We start from the raw sequence: 19,342 nt of genomic DNA on the forward strand, positions 1-19,342 counted from the left end.
CGGTAGGCGAGGTTGAGGTGCACCGGCCCGGGGTCGCCGGTGCGGGCACCCGTCGCGGCCGCCACCGCGCGCGCGGCGAGCCGGCGCACGTCGCGCGCCTCGTCGGGCAGGCCGGCCGGTGCGGGCACGTCGACCGCGAGCCGCGCCGCGGTGCCGAACAGGCCCGGCTGCTCGGTGGTCTGGTTGGCACCGGTCCCCCGCAGCTCGTGCGGGCGGTCCGCGGTCAGCAGGAGCAGCGGGACACCGCTGTGGTGGGCCTCGAGCACGGCCGGGTGCAGGTTCGCGACGGCCGTGCCCGACGTCGTGACGACCGCGACCGGACGAGCGGCGCCCGGCACGTCACCGGCGTACGCGCTCGCCCGCGCGAGCCCGAGGGCCAGGAACCCCGCGGACCGCTCGTCGACGCGCACGTGCAGGCGCAGCGACGGTGCACCCTCGGCGCGGGCGCCGTCGGGCCGGGACGCCTCGGCGAGCGCGTACGCGAGCGGTGCGCTGCGCGACCCGGGCGCGAGCACGACGTCCTGGACGCCGAGCGTCGCGAGCGCCTGCACGAGGACGCGGGCGGCGGTCACGGACGGCGCCTGCTCCCGCGGTCGGGCGGGGTCGGGCGTCGTCGTCACGTGCGCCATCATGCCCGAGGCGCGCCGGTGCGCCGTGCCGCGAGCACCGCGAGGACCTCGTCACGCCGTCGCTTCCACCGCCGCGCGAGCTCGGACGGCGCGGCGCTCGCGGCGAGCAGGGCCGGGTCCGGCTCGGTGCGGCGGACCTCGAGCGCGCCGTCGACGGGCAGCAAGGGGTCGGCCACGAGGTCGGCCGTGAACAGCTGCGCGGTCGCGAGCCCGCACGCGTACGGCAGCTCGGGCAGGGCGGCGGCGAGCGCGACGCCCGCGGCCAGGCCCACGGACGACTCGAGTGCCGACGACACGACGACGGGGACGCCGACCTGCTCCGCGAGCTCGAGGCACGCGCGGACGCCGCCGAGGGGCTGCACCTTGAGCACGACCACGTCCGCCGCGTGCGCCCGGACCACCGCGAGCGGGTCCTGCGCCCGGCGCACCGACTCGTCGGCGGCGATGGGCACGTGCGTGCGGCGGCGCAACGCCGCGAGGTCCTCGACCGTCGGCACGGGCTGCTCGGCGTACTCGAGCCCGCCCGCGGCCCGGTCGAGCAGCACGAGCCGGGCCGCCGCGGTGTCGACGTCCCACGCCGCGTTGGCGTCGACACGGATCGCACCGCCGGGGCCGAGCGCGTCGCGGACGGCCTCCAGGCGGGCGATCTCGTCGTCGACGCTCTGCCCGGGCTCGGCGACCTTGACCTTCGCGGTGCGGCAGCCGCCGGAGGCCGTGACGATCCGGTGCGCGGTCGCGGCGTCCACCGCGGGGACCGTGACGTTGACGGGGACCCGGTCGCGCACCGGGGCCGGCCAGCCCTCGTCGGCGGCCTCACGCGCGGCCTCCCACCATGCGGCCGACTCGGCGGCGTCGTAGTCCCAGAACGGGCTGAACTCGCCCCAGCCCGCGTCGCCCCGGACCAGCGCGCCGTCCCGGACGGTCAGCCCGCGGAAGCGGGTGCGCAGCGGGACGGCGTACGTGAGCAGGTCGGGTCGCACCCGCTCAGGCTAGGCGGCCGGTGCGGGCGCCCGGACCACCGGGGCCGGTCCGAGGACGCCGGCGAGCAGCGCGCACGCGTGGTCGCGCACCGGGTGCCCCTCGGACAGCGCGGCGACGACCGCGCCGTCGACGACGGCGACCGCGAGCGCCGGCGGGACCGGGCTCCCGGCCGCCCGCAGGACCTGCCCCACCGCGGCGTCGAGGCGGGCGCGGCTCTCGGCGTAGGCGCCCGCGACGGCCGGGGCGCGCCCGGCGGACACGAGGTGCTCGTACACGGCGCGCACGGCGATCTCGCCGCCGTTCGGCAGCACCGCGTCGACGACCGCCGCGACGACGTCGTCGTCCGGCCCGGTGAGCTCGGCGACCCGCTCGGCGTGCTCGGCCTGCTCGCGCGCGAGCAGCTCGGCGGCCTGACGCACCAGGTCGTCGAGCCGGTCGAAGTAGTACGTGGTGGCCGCGAGCGGCACGCCCGCGCGGGCGGCCACGGCACGGTGGCTGACCGCGCCGGGGCCGCCCAGGAGCAGCAGGTCCGCGGCGGCCCGGACCACGGCGGCGGACCGGGCGTCGCCGCGCGCGCGGCGGGCCGGCATCAGTGACCCGACCCGGACAGGTTGAGACCGACCACCCCGGCGATGATCAGCACGATCGAGCCGATGCGCAGCAGCGTGACGGGCTCGTCGAGCCAGATCATCGCGAGCACGGCCGTGGTGACGGCGCCGATGCCGACCCAGACCGCGTACCCGGTGCCGACGGGCAGCGTGCGCAGCGCGTACGCGAGCCCGCCCATGCTCAGCACGAGCAGGACGACGAACGTGACGGTCGGGACGAGCTTGGTGAAGCCGTCCGACGACTTGAGGGCGAGCGCCCAGCCGGCCTCGAGCAGGCCGGAGACGACGAGGACGAGCCATGCCATGGAGAAGCACCTCCGTGCTCGACCGACGAGCCCCGGCGTGGTCACGGGAGCCCGTCGCGGACGCGCACCGGGTGGCCGTCCCGCCGTCGCACGCGTCACTTTCTGGTACGACCGTACCACAAACTCGGCGGCGAGGACATCGCCGCGTAGGGTGACGGCCGTGAGCGCACTCCCCGCGACCGTGTCCGACACCTTCGACCCGCACCGCTGGCGCACCGTCGACGGCTTCGAGGACCTCACGGACCTCACCTACCACCGCGCCGTCGACCGCACCGGCGACACCGAGCGCGACCTGCCCGCCGTGCGCGTCGCGTTCGACCGGCCCGAGGTCCGCAACGCGTTCCGGCCGCACACCGTCGACGAGCTCTACCGCGTGCTCGACCACGCGCGCACGAGCTCCGACGTCGGGACCGTGCTCCTCACCGGCAACGGCCCCTCCCCCAAGGACGGCGTCTGGGCGTTCTGCTCGGGCGGCGACCAGCGCATCCGCGGACGCGACGGCTACCGCTACGCCGACGGCGACACGGCCGCGCACGTCGACCCGGCCCGCGCCGGACGGCTGCACATCCTCGAGGTGCAGCGCCTCATGCGGACGATGCCCAAGGTCGTCGTCGCGCTGGTCAACGGCTGGGCCGCGGGTGGTGGGCACTCGTTGCACGTCGTCGCCGACCTCACGATCGCGAGCCGCGAGCACGCCCGGTTCATGCAGACGGACGCGAACGTCGGCTCGTTCGACGGCGGCTACGGGTCCGCGCTGCTGGCCCGGCAGGTCGGTCAGAAGCGGGCCCGCGAGATCTTCTTCCTCGCCCGCGAGTACTCCGCCGACGAGGCCTACGCGTGGGGCGCCGTCAACGACGTCGTCGCGCACGCCGAGATCGAGGAGGCCGGGCTCGAGTACGCGCGGATCATCGCGTCGAAGTCGCCGCAGGCCGTGCGCATGCTCAAGTTCGCGTTCAACCTCGCGGACGACGGGCTCGCCGGCCAGCAGGTGTTCGCCGGCGAGGCGACGCGTCTGGCGTACATGACCGACGAGGCCGTCGAGGGGCGCGACGCGTTCCTCGAACGCCGCGACCCGGACTGGTCCGGGTTCCCGTACGCGTACTGACGCCGGGCCTCGCCACCGTCAGGTGGTCGCCAGCGCCCAGGTGGCGAGGTCGACGAACGTGCCGGCGACCCACGCGACGCCGACCAGCAGGCCGACGAGGACGACGGTCGCCGCGACGACCGCGCCGAGCGACCGCACGTCGTGCTCGACCGGGGTGCCGTGGTGCTCCGTGGTGTGCATGCGACCAGGCTCGCCCGCGCGCCCGCCGGTCCGCGTCGGCCCTGCGTCGCGAGCGGCGGCCCGCCGGTCATCCCCGCGGTGGCCCCGCAGGGCGGCTAGGTCCACCCTCGGGCGGACCCGGCGGGGGCGTCAGCCGAGCGTGAGAGACCCGCTCCCAGCCGGCACCAGCTCGACCCACGTGTTGCCGGGAGCGAGCTCCGCAGGCCGCCCGTCGGGCAGGAACAGCCGCATGGGGGCGTCCTGCGACTCCTTCTGCCAGCGGACCGCGAGGACCTTGCCACCCGTCGCGATCGTGGCGTCGCCCGATCCGATCAGGGTGTACGTCGGCACCGGTGCCCCGCCCTGCGCCCCGAACTGCGTGTTGGGGTGCTCCGCGACGACCGACACGACGTTGACGGCAGCGAGCCGGGAGCCGCTGCGGGCGGTCGCCGGGACCGAGCCCTCCGAGCGCAGCCAGGTGCCGCTCGCGCCGTCCCACGTCCAGGACGGGTTCGACGCCGCCGACAGGTGGAAGGACAGCGTCCCCACGGGTGTGCCCGCCCCGACAGCGGTGGCCCGTTCGGCAGAGCGGGCGAACACGAACTGCTCGCCCGGCGCCGCCTGATGGCCGGCGTCGGCCTGGTCCCAGAACGTCTGCGGCGAGCCGTACACGTTGTGCGGGGCCGGCCGGTCCTTGGTCCGGTACATGCCGGGGGCTCCGGCGTCGTGACTGATCATCTGCACCCCGCTCGCCTCGACGAGCGCGAGGATGCCCGGCTGACCGCCCGAGAACGCGAGGAGGCCATGCATGGGCGCGAGGATCACCGGGTCCATCGGGCGGACGGACCGGATCGGGCCGACCTCCGCGGGTACCTGCGAGTGGAACACGGCGATGAACCGCGAGACGTCGAACTCGACGATCGTCTCCCACACCACGTCCGCCTGCTCCAGCCCCGTCTGCGGCCGGGCCACGGCGGTGTTCTCGACCTTGACCGCGAGCGCGGCCCGGGCCGCGGGCTCGCCGGGGATCCCCGTGAGCGGCCAGGTGGGCGGGACGACGGGTGCGGGCACGCCGGACTTGGTGACGTCCGGACTGGCCTTCTGGGTCACGTCCGTGGGTGTGGGCTGCGCCTCGCCCCCCGACGAGCAGGCGGCCAGCCCGAGCAGCGCGACGGCGACGAGCCCCACCGTCGCGCGCCGCGCGGCCCGCGGCGTGCGCCGTCGCACTCCCCGGACGTCTGCGATCCCACCCCGTGGCGTCATGCGGTCCCCCCGTGCTCGTCGTCCCGACGCGACCAGGGTGCCACGCGGGGTGCGCCGTACGCCGTCACGCCGCCGTCGCGCGTCAGCGCGTGGTGACGCTGCCGCTCGTGCCCGGCACGAGCTCGACCCACGTGACGCCGGGCGCGAGCTGCACCGGTGCGCCGTCGGTCGTGGTCAGCACGACGGGCGCGTCCTGACCCGCCTTCGACCACGTGACGGGCAGCGTCTTGCCGCCGGTCGCGACGAGGCCCGCGCCCGAGCCGTCGAGCACGGTCTCCGGGACCGGGTTGCCGGCGGGGTCGAACGTGCCCGAGCTGACGAGCCGGACGGTGAGCGTCACGACGTTGGTGGCCGCGAGCCGCGTGCCGGAGCGCGCCGTCGCGGGCGTCGAGCCCTCGGACCGCAGCCACGTGGACGAGCCGGCGTCCCACGCCCACTGCGGGTGCGAGTACCCGGACATCCGCACGTCGAGCCCGGTCGCGGGCGTGCCGGAGACCGTCGCGGTCGCCTGGTCGGCCCGGCGCGCGAGGGAGAACTGCGCGGGCGGCGCGGCGCTGTGCGCGCCGTCGGCCTGCCCCCAGAACGTCTCGGGCGTGCCGTACACGTTGTGCGGCGCCGGGGCGACGCCCTTCTTGCGGTAGAACCCCGGGGCGCCCTTGTCCTGGCTGAGGATCTGCAGGCCCGACGCCGAGAGCGCCTGGACGAACTTGGGCTGCCCGCCCGAGAACGCGATGAGGCCGTGCAGCGGCGAGGCGATCGCCGGGTCCATCGGACGGACCGAGCGGATGGGCCCGATCTCGGCCGGCACCTGCGAGTGGAAGACGGCGACGAACCGGGTGATGCCGCCCTCGACGACCTCCTCCCACACGACGTCCGCCTGCTCGAGCCCGGTCTGCGGGCGTGCGTCGCCCGAGTTCTCGATCTTCACCGCGAGCGCCGGCCGGACCGGGACGTCCTGCGCGGAGACGCCGGTCAGCGGCCAGCGCGGCAGCACCACGGGCGTGGGCGGCGCGGCCTTCGCCGGGTCGATCTGCGGGGCCTGGGTCACGGGAGCCGGTGCCGTCGGGTCGTCGCTCGCCTCGGCACCGCACGCGGCGAGCGCCAGGACGGCGACGGACGTCAGTGCGGCGACGCGGGACAGGCGCCGGGGCGCACCGGGTCGGGCAGAGGGCACAGCGGACTCCTTCGGGGGTTTGACCGCGCGTCACTCTACGGGGCGCAGGGCCCTCCACCGGCAGGACGACGCCCTCGCGCGCGGGTGAGACGTGCCGGGTGCAGGCCTGGGCTGCACCTACGCTGGGCGGGTGAACCGCCCCCTGCTCGACGTCCCGGCCCGGCCGGACGCCCTGCTGGCGGCGCTGCGCGGCGCGCTCGACGGCACCGGCGCAGCCCTGCGACCGGTCGAGGGCCGAGGTTCGTCGGCCACCGGCACCACGGTGCCGGACGGTGTCGCGGTCGTGGTCCGCACGTCCGGCTCCACGGGCGAGCCGCGCGACGTGATGCTGTCGGCCGACGCGCTGCGGGCGTCGGGCGTCGCGACCGAGCGACGGCTGTCCGGACCGGGCCGGTGGGTCCTCGCCCTGCCCGCGCACCACGTCGCGGGCCTGCAGGTGCTCGCCCGGTCGGCGCTCGCCGGGACCGACCCCACGGTGCTCGCCGACGGACCGTTCCGGCCGCCCGCGTTCGTCGCCGCGACCGAGGCGACGCCCGGCGACCTGCCGCGGTACACCTCGCTCGTGCCGACGCAGCTGGTCCGCCTGCTCGACGACCGGGCCGGCACGGACGCCCTCCGCCGCTACGACGCCGTGCTCGTCGGCGGCGCCGCGTCCGCCCCCGCGCTGCTCGCGAGCGCCCGGGCGCTCGACGTCCGGGTCGTCACGACGTACGGCATGACGGAGACGTGCGGGGGCTGCGTGTACGACGGCCGGCCGCTCGACGGCGTGCGGGTTGCGCTCGACGAGGAGGGCCGCGTGCTCCTCAGCGGCGACGTGCTCGCCGACGGCTACCTCGGACGCCCGGACCTCGACGCGGCGACGTTCACCGGCGACCCGCGCGTGCTGCGCACGAACGACCTGGGCCGGCTCGACGACGGCATCCTCACCGTGCTCGGCCGGGCCGACGACGTGATCCTCACCGGTGGCACCAACGTCGCGCCGGCGCCCGTCGAGGCGGTGCTCGCCGAGCTGCCCCCGGTCGCCGAGGCGTGCGTCGTCGGCGTGCCGGACGCCGAGTGGGGGCAGCGCGTCGTCGCCGTCCTCGTGCTGCGTCCCGGCGCCGAACCCCCCGCCCTCGACGACGTGCGCGGGCTCGTCGCCGACCGGGTCGGCCCGGCGAGCGCCCCGCGCACGGTCCTCGTCGTCCCCGCCCTGCCGCTGCGCGGCCCCGGCAAGACCGACCGCGCCGCCGTCGCGCGGATCGCCGCCGCGGCCGACCCCGGCTCGACCACGAACCACCGGGCGCCTGCGTCGCCCGCACCCGAGAGGAGCCAGGCGTGACGACAGCCAGCGAGTGGGTGGCCGGTGCGCGACCCCGCACCCTGCCCGCGGCCGCAGCCCCGGTGCTCGTCGGCACGGGCGCGGCCGCCCAGCTCGACTCCGCGATGCTCGGACGGGCGGCGCTCGCCCTCGGTGTCGCGTTCGCGCTGCAGATCGGCGTCAACTACGCCAACGACTACTCCGACGGCATCCGCGGCACGGACACCGAGCGGGTCGGTCCCCTGCGGCTCACCGCGTCGGGCACGGCACGCCCGGGGGCGGTCAAGGCGGCCGCGTTCGCGATGTTCGGCCTCGCCGCGCTGCTCGGGCTGTGGCTCGTCGTGCTGTCGGCCCAGTGGTGGCTGCTGCTCGTGGGCGCCGCCGCGATCGTCGCGGCGTGGACGTACACGGGCGGGCGCAGCCCGTACGGGTACCGGGGGCTCGGCGAGGTCGGCGTGTTCGTGTTCTTCGGGCTCGTCGCGGTGCTCGGCACGACGTACACGCAGGCCGGGCGCCTGTCGTGGCCCGCGTGGGTGGGGGCCGTCGCGGTGGGGCTGCTCGCGTGCGCGCTGCTCATGGTCAACAACCTGCGGGACGTGCCCACCGACGCGCTCGTCGGCAAGCGGACGCTCGCCGTCCGGGTGGGCGAGCACCGGGCGCGCCGCCTGTACGGCGCGTTCGTGCTCGTGCCGATCCTGCTCGGCATGGTGTGCGCGGTCGCTGCTCCGTGGTGCCTGCTCGTCACCGTCCTGCTGGCGCCGGCGGTGATCCTCGTCGTCGTGGTGCAGCTGGGCGCGCGTGGTGCCGCGCTCGTGCCGGTGCTCGCCGGCACCGGGATGCTCGAGCTCGGTTTCGGCGTGCTGCTCGGGCTGGGCCTCGCGCTCTGACGGGACGCGGCCGGCACGCGGCCGACACGCGCCCTGCACGCAGCCGGCGAGCTCAGGCGGTGCCGGGCTCCCGGCGGGCCGCCTCGTCCGCGGCGTCCTCGAGGTCGGCGTCCTCCTGCGCCCGGACCCCGAACCGCTCCCGGTCCCCCAGCGCCTGCCGGCGCTCCGCGCGGGCCGCGAGCTGCTTCGCGGCGGCGTCGCGCGGCCCGCGCAGCAGCACGTACGACAGCCCCCACGCGACCAGCGCGGCGACGACCACGACGAGCCACGACCGCATCCCTGCGAGCCACAGCAGGCCCAGGCAGGCCCCGAACAGCGCGAGACGAAGGACGGAGTAGATCACGAGCGGCACCCCACCAGGGTAGGTCCGGCGCGCACCGGCCCGAGCACGCCTAGGCTGGACGGATGCGGAACGTGGGTGTGCTGATCGTCGTCGGGCTCCTCATCTACTGCCTGATCGACATCGCGCGCAGCAGCGACGACGAGCGTCTGGGCGCCCCCCGCGTGCTCTGGGCGCTGCTGGTGCTGCTCGTGCCGCTGTTCGGGTCGATCGCCTGGCTGGCGATCAGCAGGCTGCGCCGGCCCGCGACCGACGGCGGCACGTCCCGGGCTCCAGGCGGGCGTCCGGTGGTGCGCCGGCGGCAGGGACCGGTGGCGCCCGACGACGACCCCGACTTCCTGCGCAAGCTCGACCAGGAGCGGCGGCGCCGCGAGAACGGGTCCTCGGACGAGGAGTCCCCGCAGGTCTGACGACTCGGACGCCGCGCCGTCAGGCCCGTGGAGAGGCCGCCCGTCACAGGCCGGAGTACGAGTGCTTCCCCGTGACGAACAGGTTGACGACCGAGAAGTTCGCGAGCACCACGGCATACCCGACGAACACGAAGTACGCGGCCTTGCGCCCGCTCCACCCGCGGGTCGTGCGCGCGTGCAGGTAGGCCGCGTACACGACCCACGCGACGAACGTCCCGACCTCCTTGGGGTCCCAGCCCCAGTACCGGCCCCACGCGTGCTCGGCCCAGATGGCGCCGCCGATGAGCGTGAACGTCCACAGCACGAACCCGATCGCGTTGAGCCGGAACGCCTGCGCCTCGAGCTCGCGCGCGGACGGCACCTGCTGCAGCCACCCGAACCGGGGGCCGGTGACCCAGCGGCGCAGGCCGTCGGTGCGGCGCGCGGCCTCGCCGACGGGCCGGGGACCGACCTCGCGGACGTCCTGGAGCACCTGGAGCACCGACGCGGCGAACGCGACCGTGAAGACGCCGGTCGCGGTGATCGCGACGCCGACGTGCAGCACGAGCCAGTAGCTCTGCAGCGCAGGCTGCACGGCGTCGGCCTGGACGAAGAAGACGAGCAGCCCCAGCGCGAGCGCGAGGACCGCGATGCCGAGCACCAGGACGCCGACGAACGCGATGACGCGGCGGCGCTGCACGATCGCGAGGACCATCGTCGCGACGAGCACGCCGACCACGGTGAACTCGTACATGTTGGCGGTGGGCCAGCGCCCGGCGGCCAGACCGCGCGTGACGACCGCGCCGAGCAGCAGCACGATGCCGACGTACGTCGTGGTCCGCGCGATGCCCTCGGCGCGCAGCGACCGACCGTCGCCGACCGCGGCCGTCCCGCCGGGCGGGGTCGCGACTGCCGTCGCCGTCCGGCCCGCGGCTCCTGCCGATGCCGTCGCCTTCGCGGGCACCTTGCGCTGCGCGCGCTCGGCGATGGCCGCGAGGTCGACCGCGTACGCGACGAGCGCGATCGTGAGGGCGGTCATCGCGCCCCACACGAGCAGGGTGCTGAGGTCACCGGTGTTCATGGCGTGCTCTCTCGGGTGCTGTCGGGAGTGCTGTCAGGAGTGCTGTCAGGAGTGCGGTCAGAAGTGCGGTCAGGGATGTCGTCCGCGGCGGTCGGGCCGAGCGTCGCACGCAGCACCCGGTCGAGCTCGGGCTGCAGGCCGACGTCGTCGCCCCGGGCCAGGCCCGCGGCGGTCACCACTGTAGGACCGTCGTCGTCGCCCGGCGCCGCGCGCAGCCACAGCCGCCGCCGGGGTGCGAACAGCGAGGCCGCGAGCCCGGCGAACGCGGCGAGCGCGAACACGAGCACGAACGGCAGCGCGGGGTCGTGCCGCAGGTCGAGCGCGACGTACCGGGGCAGGCCCTCGAACGTGAGCGTGCCGAGGTCGTCGGGCAGGTCCACGGTCTGGCCGGGCCGCACGTACAGCGTGACGGGCTTGCCCTGGGCGTCGACGGACTGCGTGAGCCGGGACTCGTCGAGCTGGTACACGTTCTGCGGCACACCGGTGTCGAGGCCGAGGTTGCCGGACCACACCGACAGCACGAGCAGCGGGTCGTCGGGCTGCGGGTTGACGGACCGGTAGAGGTTCTCGCCGACCTCCTGCGCGGTCGGCAGCAGGAAGCCGATGAGGCCGACCTGCGGCTGGTCGCCCGACACGTCGGGCACCTTGACCACGCCGCGCGACGTGTACACCTCGTCCTGCGGCAGGAACGGCACCGGCCCCGCGTAGGCGACCTCGCCGGCCTTGTCGCGCACGGTGATGTCGGGCGCGTACCCGTTGCCCTGCAGGTAGACCTTCGCGCCGCCCGCGTCGAGCGGGTGGTTGACCTTGATCGTGCGCGCCTCGGGGTCGGACCCCGGCTCGGTGAGCGTGACGTGCGCGGTGAAGTCGCGCGACTGCAGCGAGTCCGGGTCGAACCGGGCCTCGAAGTCGTCGAGCCGCAGCGTGAACGGCACGAGCGACGACGGGCGGAACGCGGTGCCCTGCTCGAACGTGTCGTAGTCGACCTGCGCGTTCGCGAAACCGCGGCCCTGCACGACGATCGCCTGGCCCCGGTAGTGCAGCATCTGCCCGGTCGCGACGGACACGAGCAGCCCGACGAGCGCGAGGTGGAACACGAGGTTGCCGGTCTCGCGCAGGTACCCGCGCTCGGCGGACACCGACCAGGTGCCGCGTCCCTCGTCGTGGGTGTCGACGCGGTAGGTCGGCCAGAACGGGAGCCGCCCGCGCCGCAGGACCGCCGCGGCGCGCTCGACGACCACGTGCGGCTCGTCGTCCGCGGTGCCCTGGCCCTGCGCCGGGAACCGGCCGAACCGTCGCGGCGTACGCGGCGGACGCCCGCGGACACCCCGCAGGTGCACCGCGGTGCGCGGCAGGATGCAGCCGACGAGCGAGACGAACAGCAGCAGGTAGACGGCCGAGAACCAGATCGAGGAGTACACGCCGAAGAAGCCGAGGCGGTCGAGCCAGGGACCCAGCGTCGGGTGGTCGACGAGGTAGGTCGCGACCTTCTCGGGGCTCTGCGCGCGCTGCGGCCACACCGTGCCGGGGACCGCGGCGACGGCCAGCAGCATGAGCAGCAGCAGCGCGACGCGCATGCTCGTGAGCTGGCGCCACGCCCAGCGCAGCCAGCCGGTGAACCCGATCGACGGCACCTGCACGGGTGCGGGCGCGGGGTTGTCGTCGGTGACCGTGGCGGTGAAGACGTCGTCGAGCCCGTCGGGGCGGTATCCGCTCACGTCACACCACCGGCACGAATCCGTCGTTGCCCGTCAGCTGCCCCTGCAGCCACGACGCCCAGTCGTTCCACACGCCCGTGACGAGCGCGACGCCGAGCACCACGAGCATCGCGCCGCCGAACCGCATCATCGCGAGCCGGTGCCGCCGCAGGAACCCGAGCATGCGCGTGCTGCTCTCGACGCCGAGCGCGACGAGCAGGAACGGCAGCCCGAGGCCGACGCAGAACGCGACCGCGAGCAGCCCCCCGCGCAGCGCGGACCCGTCGCCGAGCGACAGCGTGAGGATCGCCGCGAGCGTCGGGCCGATGCACGGCGTCCAGCCGAGCCCGAACGTCACGCCCAGCAGCGGCGCGCCCCACAGCCCGGCGCGAGGCGCGAGGTGGAGGCGGCGCTCGTTCTGCAGGAACGGCACGAGCCCGAGGAACGACAGGCCCATGAGGATCACGACGACGCCGAGGACCCGCGTGACGGGGTCCTGCCAGCGGTGCAGCGCGCTGCCGAGCGACCCGGCGAGCACGCCGTAGACGACGAACACCGCGGTGAACCCGGCGACGAACAGCGCGACACCCGCGAGCACGCGGCTGCGCGCCGGAGCGGTGCGGACGACCGTCGCGGTGCCGCCGGTCCCCGACGCGCGCGACGGGCCCGACGCCGCCGAGCCGGCCATGCCGCCGAGGTACCCGAGGTATCCGGGCACGAGCGGCAGGACGCAGGGCGACGCGAACGACACGAGCCCGGCGAGCAGCGCGACCGGGACGGCGAGCAGCATCGAGCCGGACGTCACGGTCCGCCCGAACGCGTCGCCCGCACCGGCGACCAGCGCCGTCGCCGCGAGGTTCACGACGGCTGCTCCGCGAGCAGGTCGTCGACGATCGCCGAGAGCGTCGAGCCCTCGGCCAGGCCGAGGATCCGCGCGGCGACCTTGCCGTCGCGGTCGAGCACGACCGTGGTGGGCACGGCGTTGATCGGCACGGTGCCCTGCAGGTGGGCCACGGCCGACCCGTCGCTGTCGGCGAGGCTCGGGTACGGCACCTCGAACTGGCGCTGGAACGCCTGCGCCGCGCCCGCGGCGTCCGTGCCGTTGATGCCGAGCACGTGCACGCCCTGGTCGGCGTAGTCCGTGGCGAGCGCGACGAGGTCGGGCGCCTCCGCGCGGCACGGCGGGCAGTTCGCGTACCAGGTGTTGAGGACGACGACGTCGCCCTTCCAGTCCGCGGTGTCGACCGCGGCACCGTCGAAGTCGGTGCCCGACAGCTCGACGGGTCCCTTGCGGTCACCGGCCTTCCACGTCGTCGCACTGCCGTCGCCGGACTGGTAGCCCTGGTCCGTGACGTCGTCGGGCGTGCGGGCGCCGTCGTCCCCGCCACCGGAGCAGGCCGCGAGCAGGCCGAGGACCGCGGCGGAGGCGACGAGCGCGTGGCGGATCCGCACGTCAGGCCCCCGCGACGGTCGACGCGCCGGGCAGCAGCGAGGCCGCAGGCTGGGTGTACGAGATGCGCACGAGCCGGTCGTCCTCGAACACGAGGCTCGTGAGCGACGCGACCGAGCACTGCCGGCGGCGGGGGTCGTGCCACAGCCGCCGTCCCTCGAGCGCGAGGCGCGTGACCCAGACCGGGAGCTGGTGGCTGACGAGCACGGCCTCGTGACCGCGGGCCGCGTCGCGCGCGGTGTCGACCGCCGCGAGCATGCGGTCCACCTGGTCGCGGTACGGCTCGCCCCACGACGGGCGGAACGGGTTGCGCAGGTACGGCCAGTGACCCGGGTGGCGCAGGGAGCCGTCGCCGACGCCGAACGTCATGCCCTGGAAGTGGTTGCCCGCCTCGATGAGCCGCTGGTCGGTGCCGACGGGCAGCCCGAACGCCTCCGCGATGGGCGCGGCCGTCTCCTGCGCACGCTGCAGCGGCGAGGCGATCACGGCGACGACGTCGCGGCGCGACGTCGCGTCGGCGCCGTCCGCCGTGCCCGCGAGGTGGTCGGCGACCATGCGCGCCATCGCGTGCCCGCGCTCGGAGAGGTGGTAGCCCGGCAGCCGTCCGTAGAGCACGCCCTCGGGGTTGTGCACCTCGCCGTGGCGCAGCAGGTGGATGGTGGTGGCGACCATGGGGGTCAGTCTCGCAGCCCGACCTGGGTGCTCCCGACGGATCGGGCGGTCATTCGACGTGACACGGACCACCCGTGAGGTGCTCGCGCACGACGCCCATGGCCTCGCCGAGCGCCCGGAACTGCTCGTCGGTGAGCACGTCGACGAGGTGGTCGCGCACCGACTGCACGTGCCCGGGAGCCGCGGCGACGAGGACCTCCCACCCGCGGTCGGTCATCGTGCAGTTCACGCCGCGGGCGTCCTCCGAGCACGCCGTCCGGACGACGAGGCCCGACTGCTCCATGCGCCGGATCGTGTGCGTGAGCCGGCTGCGGGAGTGCGCGAGGTGGTCGGCGAGCTGTGCCATCCGCAGCGTGCGGCCGGGGCTCTCGGAGAGCCGGACGAGCACCTCGTACTCGTGGCTGGACAGGCCGGACTGCGCCTCGAGCTCGTGCGCGAGCACGTCGGCGAGCCGCTGCGTGCCGACGAGGAAGTCCCGCCACAGCACCTGCTGCTCGGCGGTCAGCCACTGCACGGTGTCGGCCGTCGCGACGGCGTGGTCGTCGACGGCGGGTGTGGTCGTGCTCACGTCCGGTCCTCCAGGGGTTGCGCTCCTGCCCGAAGTCTAGTACAACTTTTAACTATCCAGATGGTTGATGATTCAACAAGCAGGAGGATCCCCATGAGCACCACCACGACCGCACTCCCCACCGGCCTCACCACCGGCACCTGGGCCGTCGACGGCTCGCACACCGAGGCCGCCTTCACCGTCCGCCACGCGGGCATCTCGAAGGTCCGGGGCACGGTCGCGGTCACCGAGGGCACCATCACCGTCGGCGAGGACCTCGCGAGCACCTCGGTCTCCGTCACGCTCGACCCGGCCACCGTCTCCACCGGCGACGCCAACCGCGACGGCCACCTCAAGAGCGGCGACTTCTTCGACGTCGAGAAGTTCGGCCAGTGGACGTTCGTCTCCACCGAGATCCGCGAGGCCGGCAGCGAGTACGTCATCGCCGGTGACCTCACCATCCACGGCGTCACGCAGCCCGTCGAGCTCGCGACCGAGTTCAACGGCACCGCGGTCGACCCGTTCGGCAACACCCGCGCCGGCTTCGAGGCCAGCGTGACGATCTCCCGCAAGGACTTCGGCCTGACCTGGAACGCGGCCCTCGAGGCCGGCGGCGTCCTCGTCTCCGACAAGGTCGTGATCGCCCTCGACGTCTCGGCGATCCGGCAGGGCTGACACCCCCGCACCCGCGGGTCCAGCCGCAGCCGCGAGGCCGGCACCTCCCCGACCGGGAGGCGCCGGCCTCGCGTGCGTCCGGGGGCGCGGCGGCCGAAGAGTCGGCCTGCGGGTCGACCTGCGGGACGTCCCGCCAGGGCGCGCGCACCGCAGCCCGAGCGTCACGCCAGGGTCGCCGAGCGCCACTGGTCGTGGAACGCGAGGATCGCGAGCTCCGAGGCGACGTCCACGGCCCGCAGGTCGACGCCCGCCGGCACCCGCAGCGCGCGCGGGGCGAACGTGAGGATGCCGCCGACGCCCGCATCGACCAGCGCGTCGCACACCACCTGCGCACCCGCCGCGGGCGTCGCGATGACACCGATGCTCGCGCCCGTCGACGACACGAGCGCCCGCAGGCCCTCGAACGGCTGCACCACCAGGCCGGCGACCGTGGTGCCGACCACCGCCGGGTCCGTGTCGACCAGGCCCACCACCGCGAAGCCCCGGTCGGCGAACCCCGAGTAGTTCGCGAGCGCATGCCCCAGGTTGCCGATGCCCACGATGACGACGCGGCGCTGCGTCGTGAGGCCGAGAACCGTGCCGACCTGCTCGGACAGGTGCGCGACGTCGTACCCGATCCCCCGCCGCCCGTACGAGCCGAGGAACGACAGGTCCTTGCGCAGCTGTGCCGGGTTCACGCCGGCGCGGCCCGCGAGCTCCTCCGACGACGTCAGCACGACGCCCTCGGCCGCGAGCGCGTCGAGCGCCCGCAGGTACCCCGGCAGGCGCGCCACCGTCGACGGCGGCACCGGCCGGCCGTGGCCGCCGCCGTGCGCACCACCGTGCGCACCACCGTGCGCACCGCCGTGCCCTCCGCTGTGCCCCCCGCTGCGCTCAGCCGATCGCCCAGGCTGGTTGTCCACATCGACCCCCGCACGCCGCCGCCGGTCCCGCACGGGACCGTGCAGGTCAGGTTAGGGGGTGCGCGGGGCCGCAGCCAGAGCCCGACGCAGACGGTTCTCGTCGATGCGGAAGTAGCCGCGCATCACGCCGTCCACCTCGACGACCGGCACGAGCTCCCCCAGGTCCTCGCGCCGCGACGGCGTCAGCGGTGCCGCGGGGTCGTCGACGTCGACCTCGGCCCACACGTCGCCCGTCTCGCCGCACACGCGCTGCACCAGCGCACGCGCGTCGTCGCACAGGTGGCACCCCGCGCGGCGGAACAGGACGACGCGGGACGAAGCGACAGGGGCGGGTCCGGGCACGTCACCACGGTAGGCGACGCGCTGGCAGCCCGTGACCCTCGTTACAGTGGCGGCGTGCGTCACACGACCGGCCCCGTCCGTCCCCCGTCCCGGGCGGCGACGGCGGTGGCCGTCGAGCACCAGCTCGTCGCCGCCGAGCCGGGCGGCCCACGGATCGGCGCGTTCTTCGACGTCGACAACACGATCATCCGCGGCGCGAGCGCGTTCCACCTGGCCGTCGGGCTGTACCGGCGCGGGTTCTTCCGCAAGCGCGACATCCTCGAGTTCGCCGTGCACCAGCTGCGGTACCGGGCGTTCGGCGAGAACAAGCACCAGATCGACGAGCTGCGCAGCCGGGCGCTCGCGATCATGACCGGCCACTCGGTCGCCGAGGTCACCGCCGTCGCCGAGGACGTCTACGACGAGGTGCTCTGCCTGCGCATCTACCCCGGCACGCAGGCGCTCCTCGACGCGCACGTCGCCGCGGGCCACGAGGTGTGGCTCGTCACCGCCACGCCCGTGGAGATCGGCGACCTGCTCGCCCGCCGGCTCGGCGTCACGGGTGCGCTCGGCACCGTCGCGGAGCACGAGGACGGCTACTACACGGGTCGGCTCGTGGGCGACATGCTGCACGGCACCGCGAAGGCGGCCGCGGTCCGGACGCTCGCCGAGCGGCACGGCATCGACCTCGCGCAGTCGTACGCGTACGGCGACTCCACGAACGACGTGGCGATCCTGTCGGAGGTCGGCCACCCGTGCGCGATCAACCCCGACCGCCGGCTGCGGCACCACGCCGCGGAGGTGGGCTGGCCCGTGCGGGAGTTCCGCGGCGGCCACCGGCGCGCGACCGCGAACCGGCACGCCGTGAACGCCGCCGGTCTCGCGGGGCTCGCGTGGGCGCTCGGGGTCGTCATCCGCATGGTGCGGCGCTCCGTGCGCAACCGGCTGCGCTGACGCGGGCGGCGGTCCGGTCCCGCGACGGCCGAACGTATGCTGCCCGGATGCCGCTCCGCACCCGCCCAGCGACCACCGCCGACGTCGAGCCGCTCGCCGAGCTCGCCGCGATCACCTTCCCCCTGGCCTGCCCGCCGGGCTCGACCGCCGAGGACCAGCAGCAGTTCGTCAGCGCCGTCCTGTCGGCGGGCCGGTTCACCGAGTACCTCGCCGACCCGACCCGCGCGGTGCTCGTCGCGGTCGACGACGACGGTGCCGACCCGTCGGCGCTGCTCGGCTACACGATGCTCGTCGACGGCGAGCCGACCGACGACGACGTCCGCGTCGCCCTGACGATCCACCCGACCATCGAGCTGTCGAAGTGCTACGTGCACCCGGACCACCACGGCGCCGGCGTCGCCCACCGGCTCATGGCGGCGTCGCTGGACGAGGCGCGCGACCGGGGTGCCCACGGGATGTGGCTGGGCGTGAACCAGCAGAACGCGCGGGCGCAGGCGTTCTACACGCGGTCGGGGTTCGCCGTGGTCGGCACGAAGCACTTCACCGTGGGCAGCCGGGTCGAGGACGACTTCGTCCTCGAGCGTCCGCTCTGACCGCGGCCGTCCCGGTGGGGGCGGGAAACACGTCGGGCCCGGCAGCTGCCGGGCCCGATCGGGTCACTTCTTGTTGCGACGCTGGTGGCGCGTCTTGCGAAGCAGCTTGCGGTGCTTCTTCTTGGCCATCCGCTTGCGGCGCTTCTTGATGACGGAGCCCATGGGTCCTCACTCGCTTCCGGTGGAGGCCCGGTCACGGGCCCTGCCTTCTGGTGGTCGATCGACGCGGGGGCGCCGAGGGCCAGGAGGCCGGCTGCTCGACGGGTTCGCCCACGCACGGAGAAAGTCCGAGGCCCCACCTTACGCGATGGCGGGGTGTGACCGCGACGCGCTGCTGGCCGGCGGTGCTCAGGACGACCGGCGGTGCTCCCCGGTGGCGGGCGGCTCGACGGTCATCGACGTGGCGAGGTAGTGGTCGAGCGCGTCCTGCGGGACGCGGAACGAGCGACCGACGCGGACCGCGGGCAGCTCCCCGGAGTGGACGAGCCGGTACACGGTCATCTTGGACACCCGCATGACGTCGGCGACCTCCACGACCGTGAGGTATCGCGTGCGGCCCGGCTGGTCGCTCATCGCTCGGCTCTTCCGTCCTGTCCGGCTGGCGCGTCGGACTCGCGCACCCGGCAGCGGGTGCCGGACCACACTAGTGGCGCGTGGGACTGGTGTGAAAGAGGAGACGGGTGGGACGTCCTCCGTCCAGCGCAACGCCCGCAGCGATCCTGCTCCGGCGTCAGCCCACGCGGCCCAGTGCGAGCAGCGCGTACATGAGTGCCGCGACCGTCTCACCGTCCCTGATGGCGCCGGACCGCACGAGCTCCAGGACCTCGGCGACCGGCACGGCGCGGACCGCCGAGATGCCCTCCTCCGCCTGCGTCACGCCGTCGTCGTCCCCGACGCGTGTGAGCCCCTGGGCGAGGAACACCGTCTCGGGCGCGCGGCAGATGCCGTTGAGCGCGTCCATCGTCCCGACGACCCGCCACGACGACGCCTCGTACCCGGTCTCCTCGAGCAGCTCGCGGCGCGCGGCGACCTGCGCGTCCTCACCGTCCGTGCCACCCGCCGGCACCTCGACGGACTCCCCGACCGTGTGCCGGCGGACCGTCACGAGCAGCACCTCGTCGTCGTCGGTCAGCGCGACCACGAACACCGCCGGGTGCCGGACGGTGACGACGCCGTAGACACCGGACCCACCGTCGGGGCGGACCACGGTGTCCTCGACCACCTCGATCCAGGGGTTCTCGTAGACCGTGCGGGACGCGGTGACCGGCCAGGGCATGCCGCGATCCTGTCACGCAGGCGGACGAGGGCGC

General features: G+C 75.0%; 26 protein-coding genes. 7 read left to right on the top strand and 19 right to left on the bottom strand.

All coding sequences use genetic code 11. The features are described 5' to 3' along the window. The 4 genes from J7523_RS12545 to J7523_RS12560 all read right to left on the bottom strand — a co-directional run. Window positions 1–632, bottom strand: a 632-nt coding sequence (locus J7523_RS12545; protein ID WP_291886935.1) for a thiamine pyrophosphate-binding protein, incomplete at its 3' end; no start/stop codon positions are given. After that, the gene (locus J7523_RS12550; RefSeq protein ID WP_291886938.1) at window positions 629–1,609 is read right to left on the bottom strand and encodes an o-succinylbenzoate synthase; all 981 of its coding nucleotides are present in this window, start codon (window positions 1,607–1,609) and stop codon (window positions 629–631) included. The genes J7523_RS12550 and J7523_RS12545, both read right to left, overlap by 4 nt. 9 nt (window positions 1,610–1,618) lie before the next feature. Continuing rightward, complete coding sequence (locus tag J7523_RS12555) at window positions 1,619–2,200, bottom strand: hypothetical protein (protein ID WP_291886941.1); 582 nt, start codon at window positions 2,198–2,200, stop codon at window positions 1,619–1,621. Further along, window positions 2,200–2,523: a multidrug efflux SMR transporter gene (locus J7523_RS12560; RefSeq protein ID WP_291886944.1), complete on the bottom strand. Its 324-nt coding sequence runs from the start codon at window positions 2,521–2,523 to the stop codon at window positions 2,200–2,202. The genes J7523_RS12555 and J7523_RS12560 overlap by 1 nt, the downstream gene beginning before the upstream one ends. Before the next feature lie 160 nt (window positions 2,524–2,683). On the opposite strand from J7523_RS12560, the gene J7523_RS12565 reads away from it, so the two are divergent. Continuing rightward, on the top strand, window positions 2,684–3,628 hold the full coding sequence (locus tag J7523_RS12565) for a 1,4-dihydroxy-2-naphthoyl-CoA synthase (RefSeq protein WP_291886947.1): 945 nt from the start codon (window positions 2,684–2,686) through the stop codon (window positions 3,626–3,628). A gap of 18 nt (window positions 3,629–3,646) precedes the next feature. Here the strand turns inward: J7523_RS12565 and J7523_RS12570 are convergent, their stop codons facing one another. The 3 genes from J7523_RS12570 to J7523_RS12580 all read right to left on the bottom strand — a co-directional run bounded on the left by J7523_RS12570 (window position 3,647) and on the right by J7523_RS12580 (window position 6,224). Beyond that, window positions 3,647–3,808, bottom strand: coding sequence for a hypothetical protein (locus tag J7523_RS12570; RefSeq protein WP_291886950.1), 162 nt, complete (start codon window positions 3,806–3,808; stop codon window positions 3,647–3,649). 129 nt (window positions 3,809–3,937) lie between these two features. Beyond that, window positions 3,938–5,050: a DUF3048 domain-containing protein gene (locus J7523_RS12575; protein WP_291886953.1), complete on the bottom strand. Its 1,113-nt coding sequence runs from the start codon at window positions 5,048–5,050 to the stop codon at window positions 3,938–3,940. A gap of 82 nt (window positions 5,051–5,132) precedes the next feature. Next, window positions 5,133–6,224 carry a DUF3048 domain-containing protein gene (locus J7523_RS12580; protein ID WP_291886957.1) on the bottom strand — a complete coding sequence of 364 codons (1,092 nt, stop codon included), beginning with the start codon at window positions 6,222–6,224 and terminating at the stop codon, window positions 5,133–5,135. 130 nt (window positions 6,225–6,354) lie between these two features. On the opposite strand from J7523_RS12580, the gene menE reads away from it, so the two are divergent. Together menE and J7523_RS12590 are read left to right on the top strand one after the other, a co-directional pair. Then, window positions 6,355–7,545 carry an o-succinylbenzoate--CoA ligase gene (gene menE, locus J7523_RS12585; protein WP_291886960.1) on the top strand — a complete coding sequence of 397 codons (1,191 nt, stop codon included), beginning with the start codon at window positions 6,355–6,357 and terminating at the stop codon, window positions 7,543–7,545. Continuing rightward, window positions 7,542–8,411, top strand: a complete 870-nt coding sequence (locus J7523_RS12590) for a 1,4-dihydroxy-2-naphthoate polyprenyltransferase (protein WP_291886963.1) — start codon at window positions 7,542–7,544, stop codon at window positions 8,409–8,411. Before menE ends, J7523_RS12590 begins: the two co-directional genes overlap by 4 nt. Before the next feature lie 52 nt (window positions 8,412–8,463). On the opposite strand, the gene J7523_RS12595 is transcribed toward J7523_RS12590, so the two are convergent. Beyond that, window positions 8,464–8,763: a DUF4229 domain-containing protein gene (locus J7523_RS12595; protein WP_291886966.1), complete on the bottom strand. Its 300-nt coding sequence runs from the start codon at window positions 8,761–8,763 to the stop codon at window positions 8,464–8,466. Window positions 8,764–8,816: 53 nt separating this feature from the next. Here J7523_RS12595 and J7523_RS12600 point away from each other — a divergent pair, with 53 nt between their 5' ends. After that, window positions 8,817–9,161, top strand: a complete 345-nt coding sequence (locus J7523_RS12600; protein WP_291886969.1) for a PLDc N-terminal domain-containing protein — start codon at window positions 8,817–8,819, stop codon at window positions 9,159–9,161. 43 nt (window positions 9,162–9,204) lie between these two features. Here the strand turns inward: J7523_RS12600 and ccsB are convergent, their stop codons facing one another. The 6 genes from ccsB to J7523_RS12630 form a co-directional block, all read right to left on the bottom strand. Then, complete coding sequence (gene ccsB / locus J7523_RS12605; RefSeq protein WP_291886971.1) at window positions 9,205–10,221, bottom strand: c-type cytochrome biogenesis protein CcsB; 1,017 nt, start codon at window positions 10,219–10,221, stop codon at window positions 9,205–9,207. Beyond that, window positions 10,218–11,939: a cytochrome c biogenesis protein ResB gene (locus J7523_RS12610; protein WP_291886972.1), complete on the bottom strand. Its 1,722-nt coding sequence runs from the start codon at window positions 11,937–11,939 to the stop codon at window positions 10,218–10,220. The genes ccsB and J7523_RS12610 overlap by 4 nt, the downstream gene beginning before the upstream one ends. A gap of 1 nt (window position 11,940) precedes the next feature. Then, the gene (locus J7523_RS12615; RefSeq protein ID WP_291887122.1) at window positions 11,941–12,708 is read right to left on the bottom strand and encodes a cytochrome c biogenesis protein CcdA; all 768 of its coding nucleotides are present in this window, start codon (window positions 12,706–12,708) and stop codon (window positions 11,941–11,943) included. Window positions 12,709–12,776: 68 nt separating this feature from the next. Further along, window positions 12,777–13,325, bottom strand: coding sequence for a TlpA disulfide reductase family protein (locus tag J7523_RS12620; RefSeq protein ID WP_291887125.1), 549 nt, complete (start codon window positions 13,323–13,325; stop codon window positions 12,777–12,779). A gap of 46 nt (window positions 13,326–13,371) precedes the next feature. Next, window positions 13,372–14,040: a histidine phosphatase family protein gene (locus J7523_RS12625; RefSeq protein ID WP_291886975.1), complete on the bottom strand. Its 669-nt coding sequence runs from the start codon at window positions 14,038–14,040 to the stop codon at window positions 13,372–13,374. 49 nt (window positions 14,041–14,089) lie between these two features. Then, a complete protein-coding gene (locus J7523_RS12630; RefSeq protein WP_291886977.1) occupies window positions 14,090–14,608 on the bottom strand; it encodes a MarR family transcriptional regulator in 519 nt (172 codons plus the stop codon). A gap of 93 nt (window positions 14,609–14,701) precedes the next feature. Between J7523_RS12630 and J7523_RS12635 the strand changes: the two genes are divergently transcribed. After that, on the top strand, window positions 14,702–15,262 hold the full coding sequence (locus J7523_RS12635) for a YceI family protein (protein WP_291886979.1): 561 nt from the start codon (window positions 14,702–14,704) through the stop codon (window positions 15,260–15,262). Window positions 15,263–15,423: 161 nt separating this feature from the next. Here J7523_RS12635 and J7523_RS12640 read toward each other — a convergent pair whose 3' ends face one another. Beyond that, window positions 15,424–16,050 carry a redox-sensing transcriptional repressor Rex gene (locus J7523_RS12640; protein ID WP_291886981.1) on the bottom strand — a complete coding sequence of 209 codons (627 nt, stop codon included), beginning with the start codon at window positions 16,048–16,050 and terminating at the stop codon, window positions 15,424–15,426. 165 nt (window positions 16,051–16,215) lie between these two features. Next, complete coding sequence (locus tag J7523_RS12645) at window positions 16,216–16,506, bottom strand: glutaredoxin family protein (protein WP_291886984.1); 291 nt, start codon at window positions 16,504–16,506, stop codon at window positions 16,216–16,218. Window positions 16,507–16,611: 105 nt separating this feature from the next. Between J7523_RS12645 and J7523_RS12650 the strand changes: the two genes are divergently transcribed. Then, on the top strand, window positions 16,612–17,439 hold the full coding sequence (locus J7523_RS12650; protein ID WP_291887128.1) for an HAD-IB family hydrolase: 828 nt from the start codon (window positions 16,612–16,614) through the stop codon (window positions 17,437–17,439). A gap of 47 nt (window positions 17,440–17,486) precedes the next feature. Beyond that, a complete protein-coding gene (locus J7523_RS12655) occupies window positions 17,487–18,032 on the top strand; it encodes a GNAT family N-acetyltransferase (RefSeq protein WP_291886986.1) in 546 nt (181 codons plus the stop codon). A gap of 63 nt (window positions 18,033–18,095) precedes the next feature. Here the strand turns inward: J7523_RS12655 and J7523_RS12660 are convergent, their stop codons facing one another. The 3 genes from J7523_RS12660 to J7523_RS12670 all read right to left on the bottom strand — a co-directional run bounded on the left by J7523_RS12660 (window position 18,096) and on the right by J7523_RS12670 (window position 19,308). After that, window positions 18,096–18,194 (bottom strand): AURKAIP1/COX24 domain-containing protein, encoded by a 99-nt coding sequence (locus J7523_RS12660; protein ID WP_003792170.1) that lies wholly within the window; start codon window positions 18,192–18,194, stop codon window positions 18,096–18,098. A gap of 186 nt (window positions 18,195–18,380) precedes the next feature. Then, on the bottom strand, window positions 18,381–18,605 hold the full coding sequence (locus J7523_RS12665; RefSeq protein ID WP_291886988.1) for a helix-turn-helix domain-containing protein: 225 nt from the start codon (window positions 18,603–18,605) through the stop codon (window positions 18,381–18,383). Window positions 18,606–18,762: 157 nt separating this feature from the next. Further along, window positions 18,763–19,308: an NUDIX hydrolase gene (locus J7523_RS12670; protein ID WP_291886990.1), complete on the bottom strand. Its 546-nt coding sequence runs from the start codon at window positions 19,306–19,308 to the stop codon at window positions 18,763–18,765. Between the last annotated feature and the right edge of the window lie 34 nt (window positions 19,309–19,342).

This window comes from Cellulomonas sp. (genome assembly GCF_017744555.1).
GTDB lineage: Bacteria > Actinomycetota > Actinomycetes > Actinomycetales > Cellulomonadaceae > Cellulomonas.

Coding starts and splice junctions, on each gene's coding strand:
- J7523_RS12555 (WP_291886941.1), bottom strand. CDS start 2,200: ATGCCGGCCCGCCGCGCGCGCGGCGACGCCCGGTCCGCCGCCGTGGTC.
- J7523_RS12560 (WP_291886944.1), bottom strand. CDS start 2,523: ATGGCATGGCTCGTCCTCGTCGTCTCCGGCCTGCTCGAGGCCGGCTGG.
- J7523_RS12570 (WP_291886950.1), bottom strand. CDS start 3,808: ATGCACACCACGGAGCACCACGGCACCCCGGTCGAGCACGACGTGCGG.
- J7523_RS12575 (WP_291886953.1), bottom strand. CDS start 5,050: ATGACGCCACGGGGTGGGATCGCAGACGTCCGGGGAGTGCGACGGCGC.
- J7523_RS12600 (WP_291886969.1), top strand. CDS start 8,817: ATGCGGAACGTGGGTGTGCTGATCGTCGTCGGGCTCCTCATCTACTGC.
- ccsB (WP_291886971.1), bottom strand. CDS start 10,221: ATGAACACCGGTGACCTCAGCACCCTGCTCGTGTGGGGCGCGATGACC.
- J7523_RS12615 (WP_291887122.1), bottom strand. CDS start 12,708: ATGCTGCTCGCCGTCCCGGTCGCGCTGCTCGCCGGGCTCGTGTCGTTC.
- J7523_RS12625 (WP_291886975.1), bottom strand. CDS start 14,040: ATGGTCGCCACCACCATCCACCTGCTGCGCCACGGCGAGGTGCACAAC.
- J7523_RS12635 (WP_291886979.1), top strand. CDS start 14,702: ATGAGCACCACCACGACCGCACTCCCCACCGGCCTCACCACCGGCACC.
- J7523_RS12655 (WP_291886986.1), top strand. CDS start 17,487: ATGCCGCTCCGCACCCGCCCAGCGACCACCGCCGACGTCGAGCCGCTC.
- J7523_RS12660 (WP_003792170.1), bottom strand. CDS start 18,194: ATGGGCTCCGTCATCAAGAAGCGCCGCAAGCGGATGGCCAAGAAGAAG.
- J7523_RS12665 (WP_291886988.1), bottom strand. CDS start 18,605: ATGAGCGACCAGCCGGGCCGCACGCGATACCTCACGGTCGTGGAGGTC.
- J7523_RS12670 (WP_291886990.1), bottom strand. CDS start 19,308: ATGCCCTGGCCGGTCACCGCGTCCCGCACGGTCTACGAGAACCCCTGG.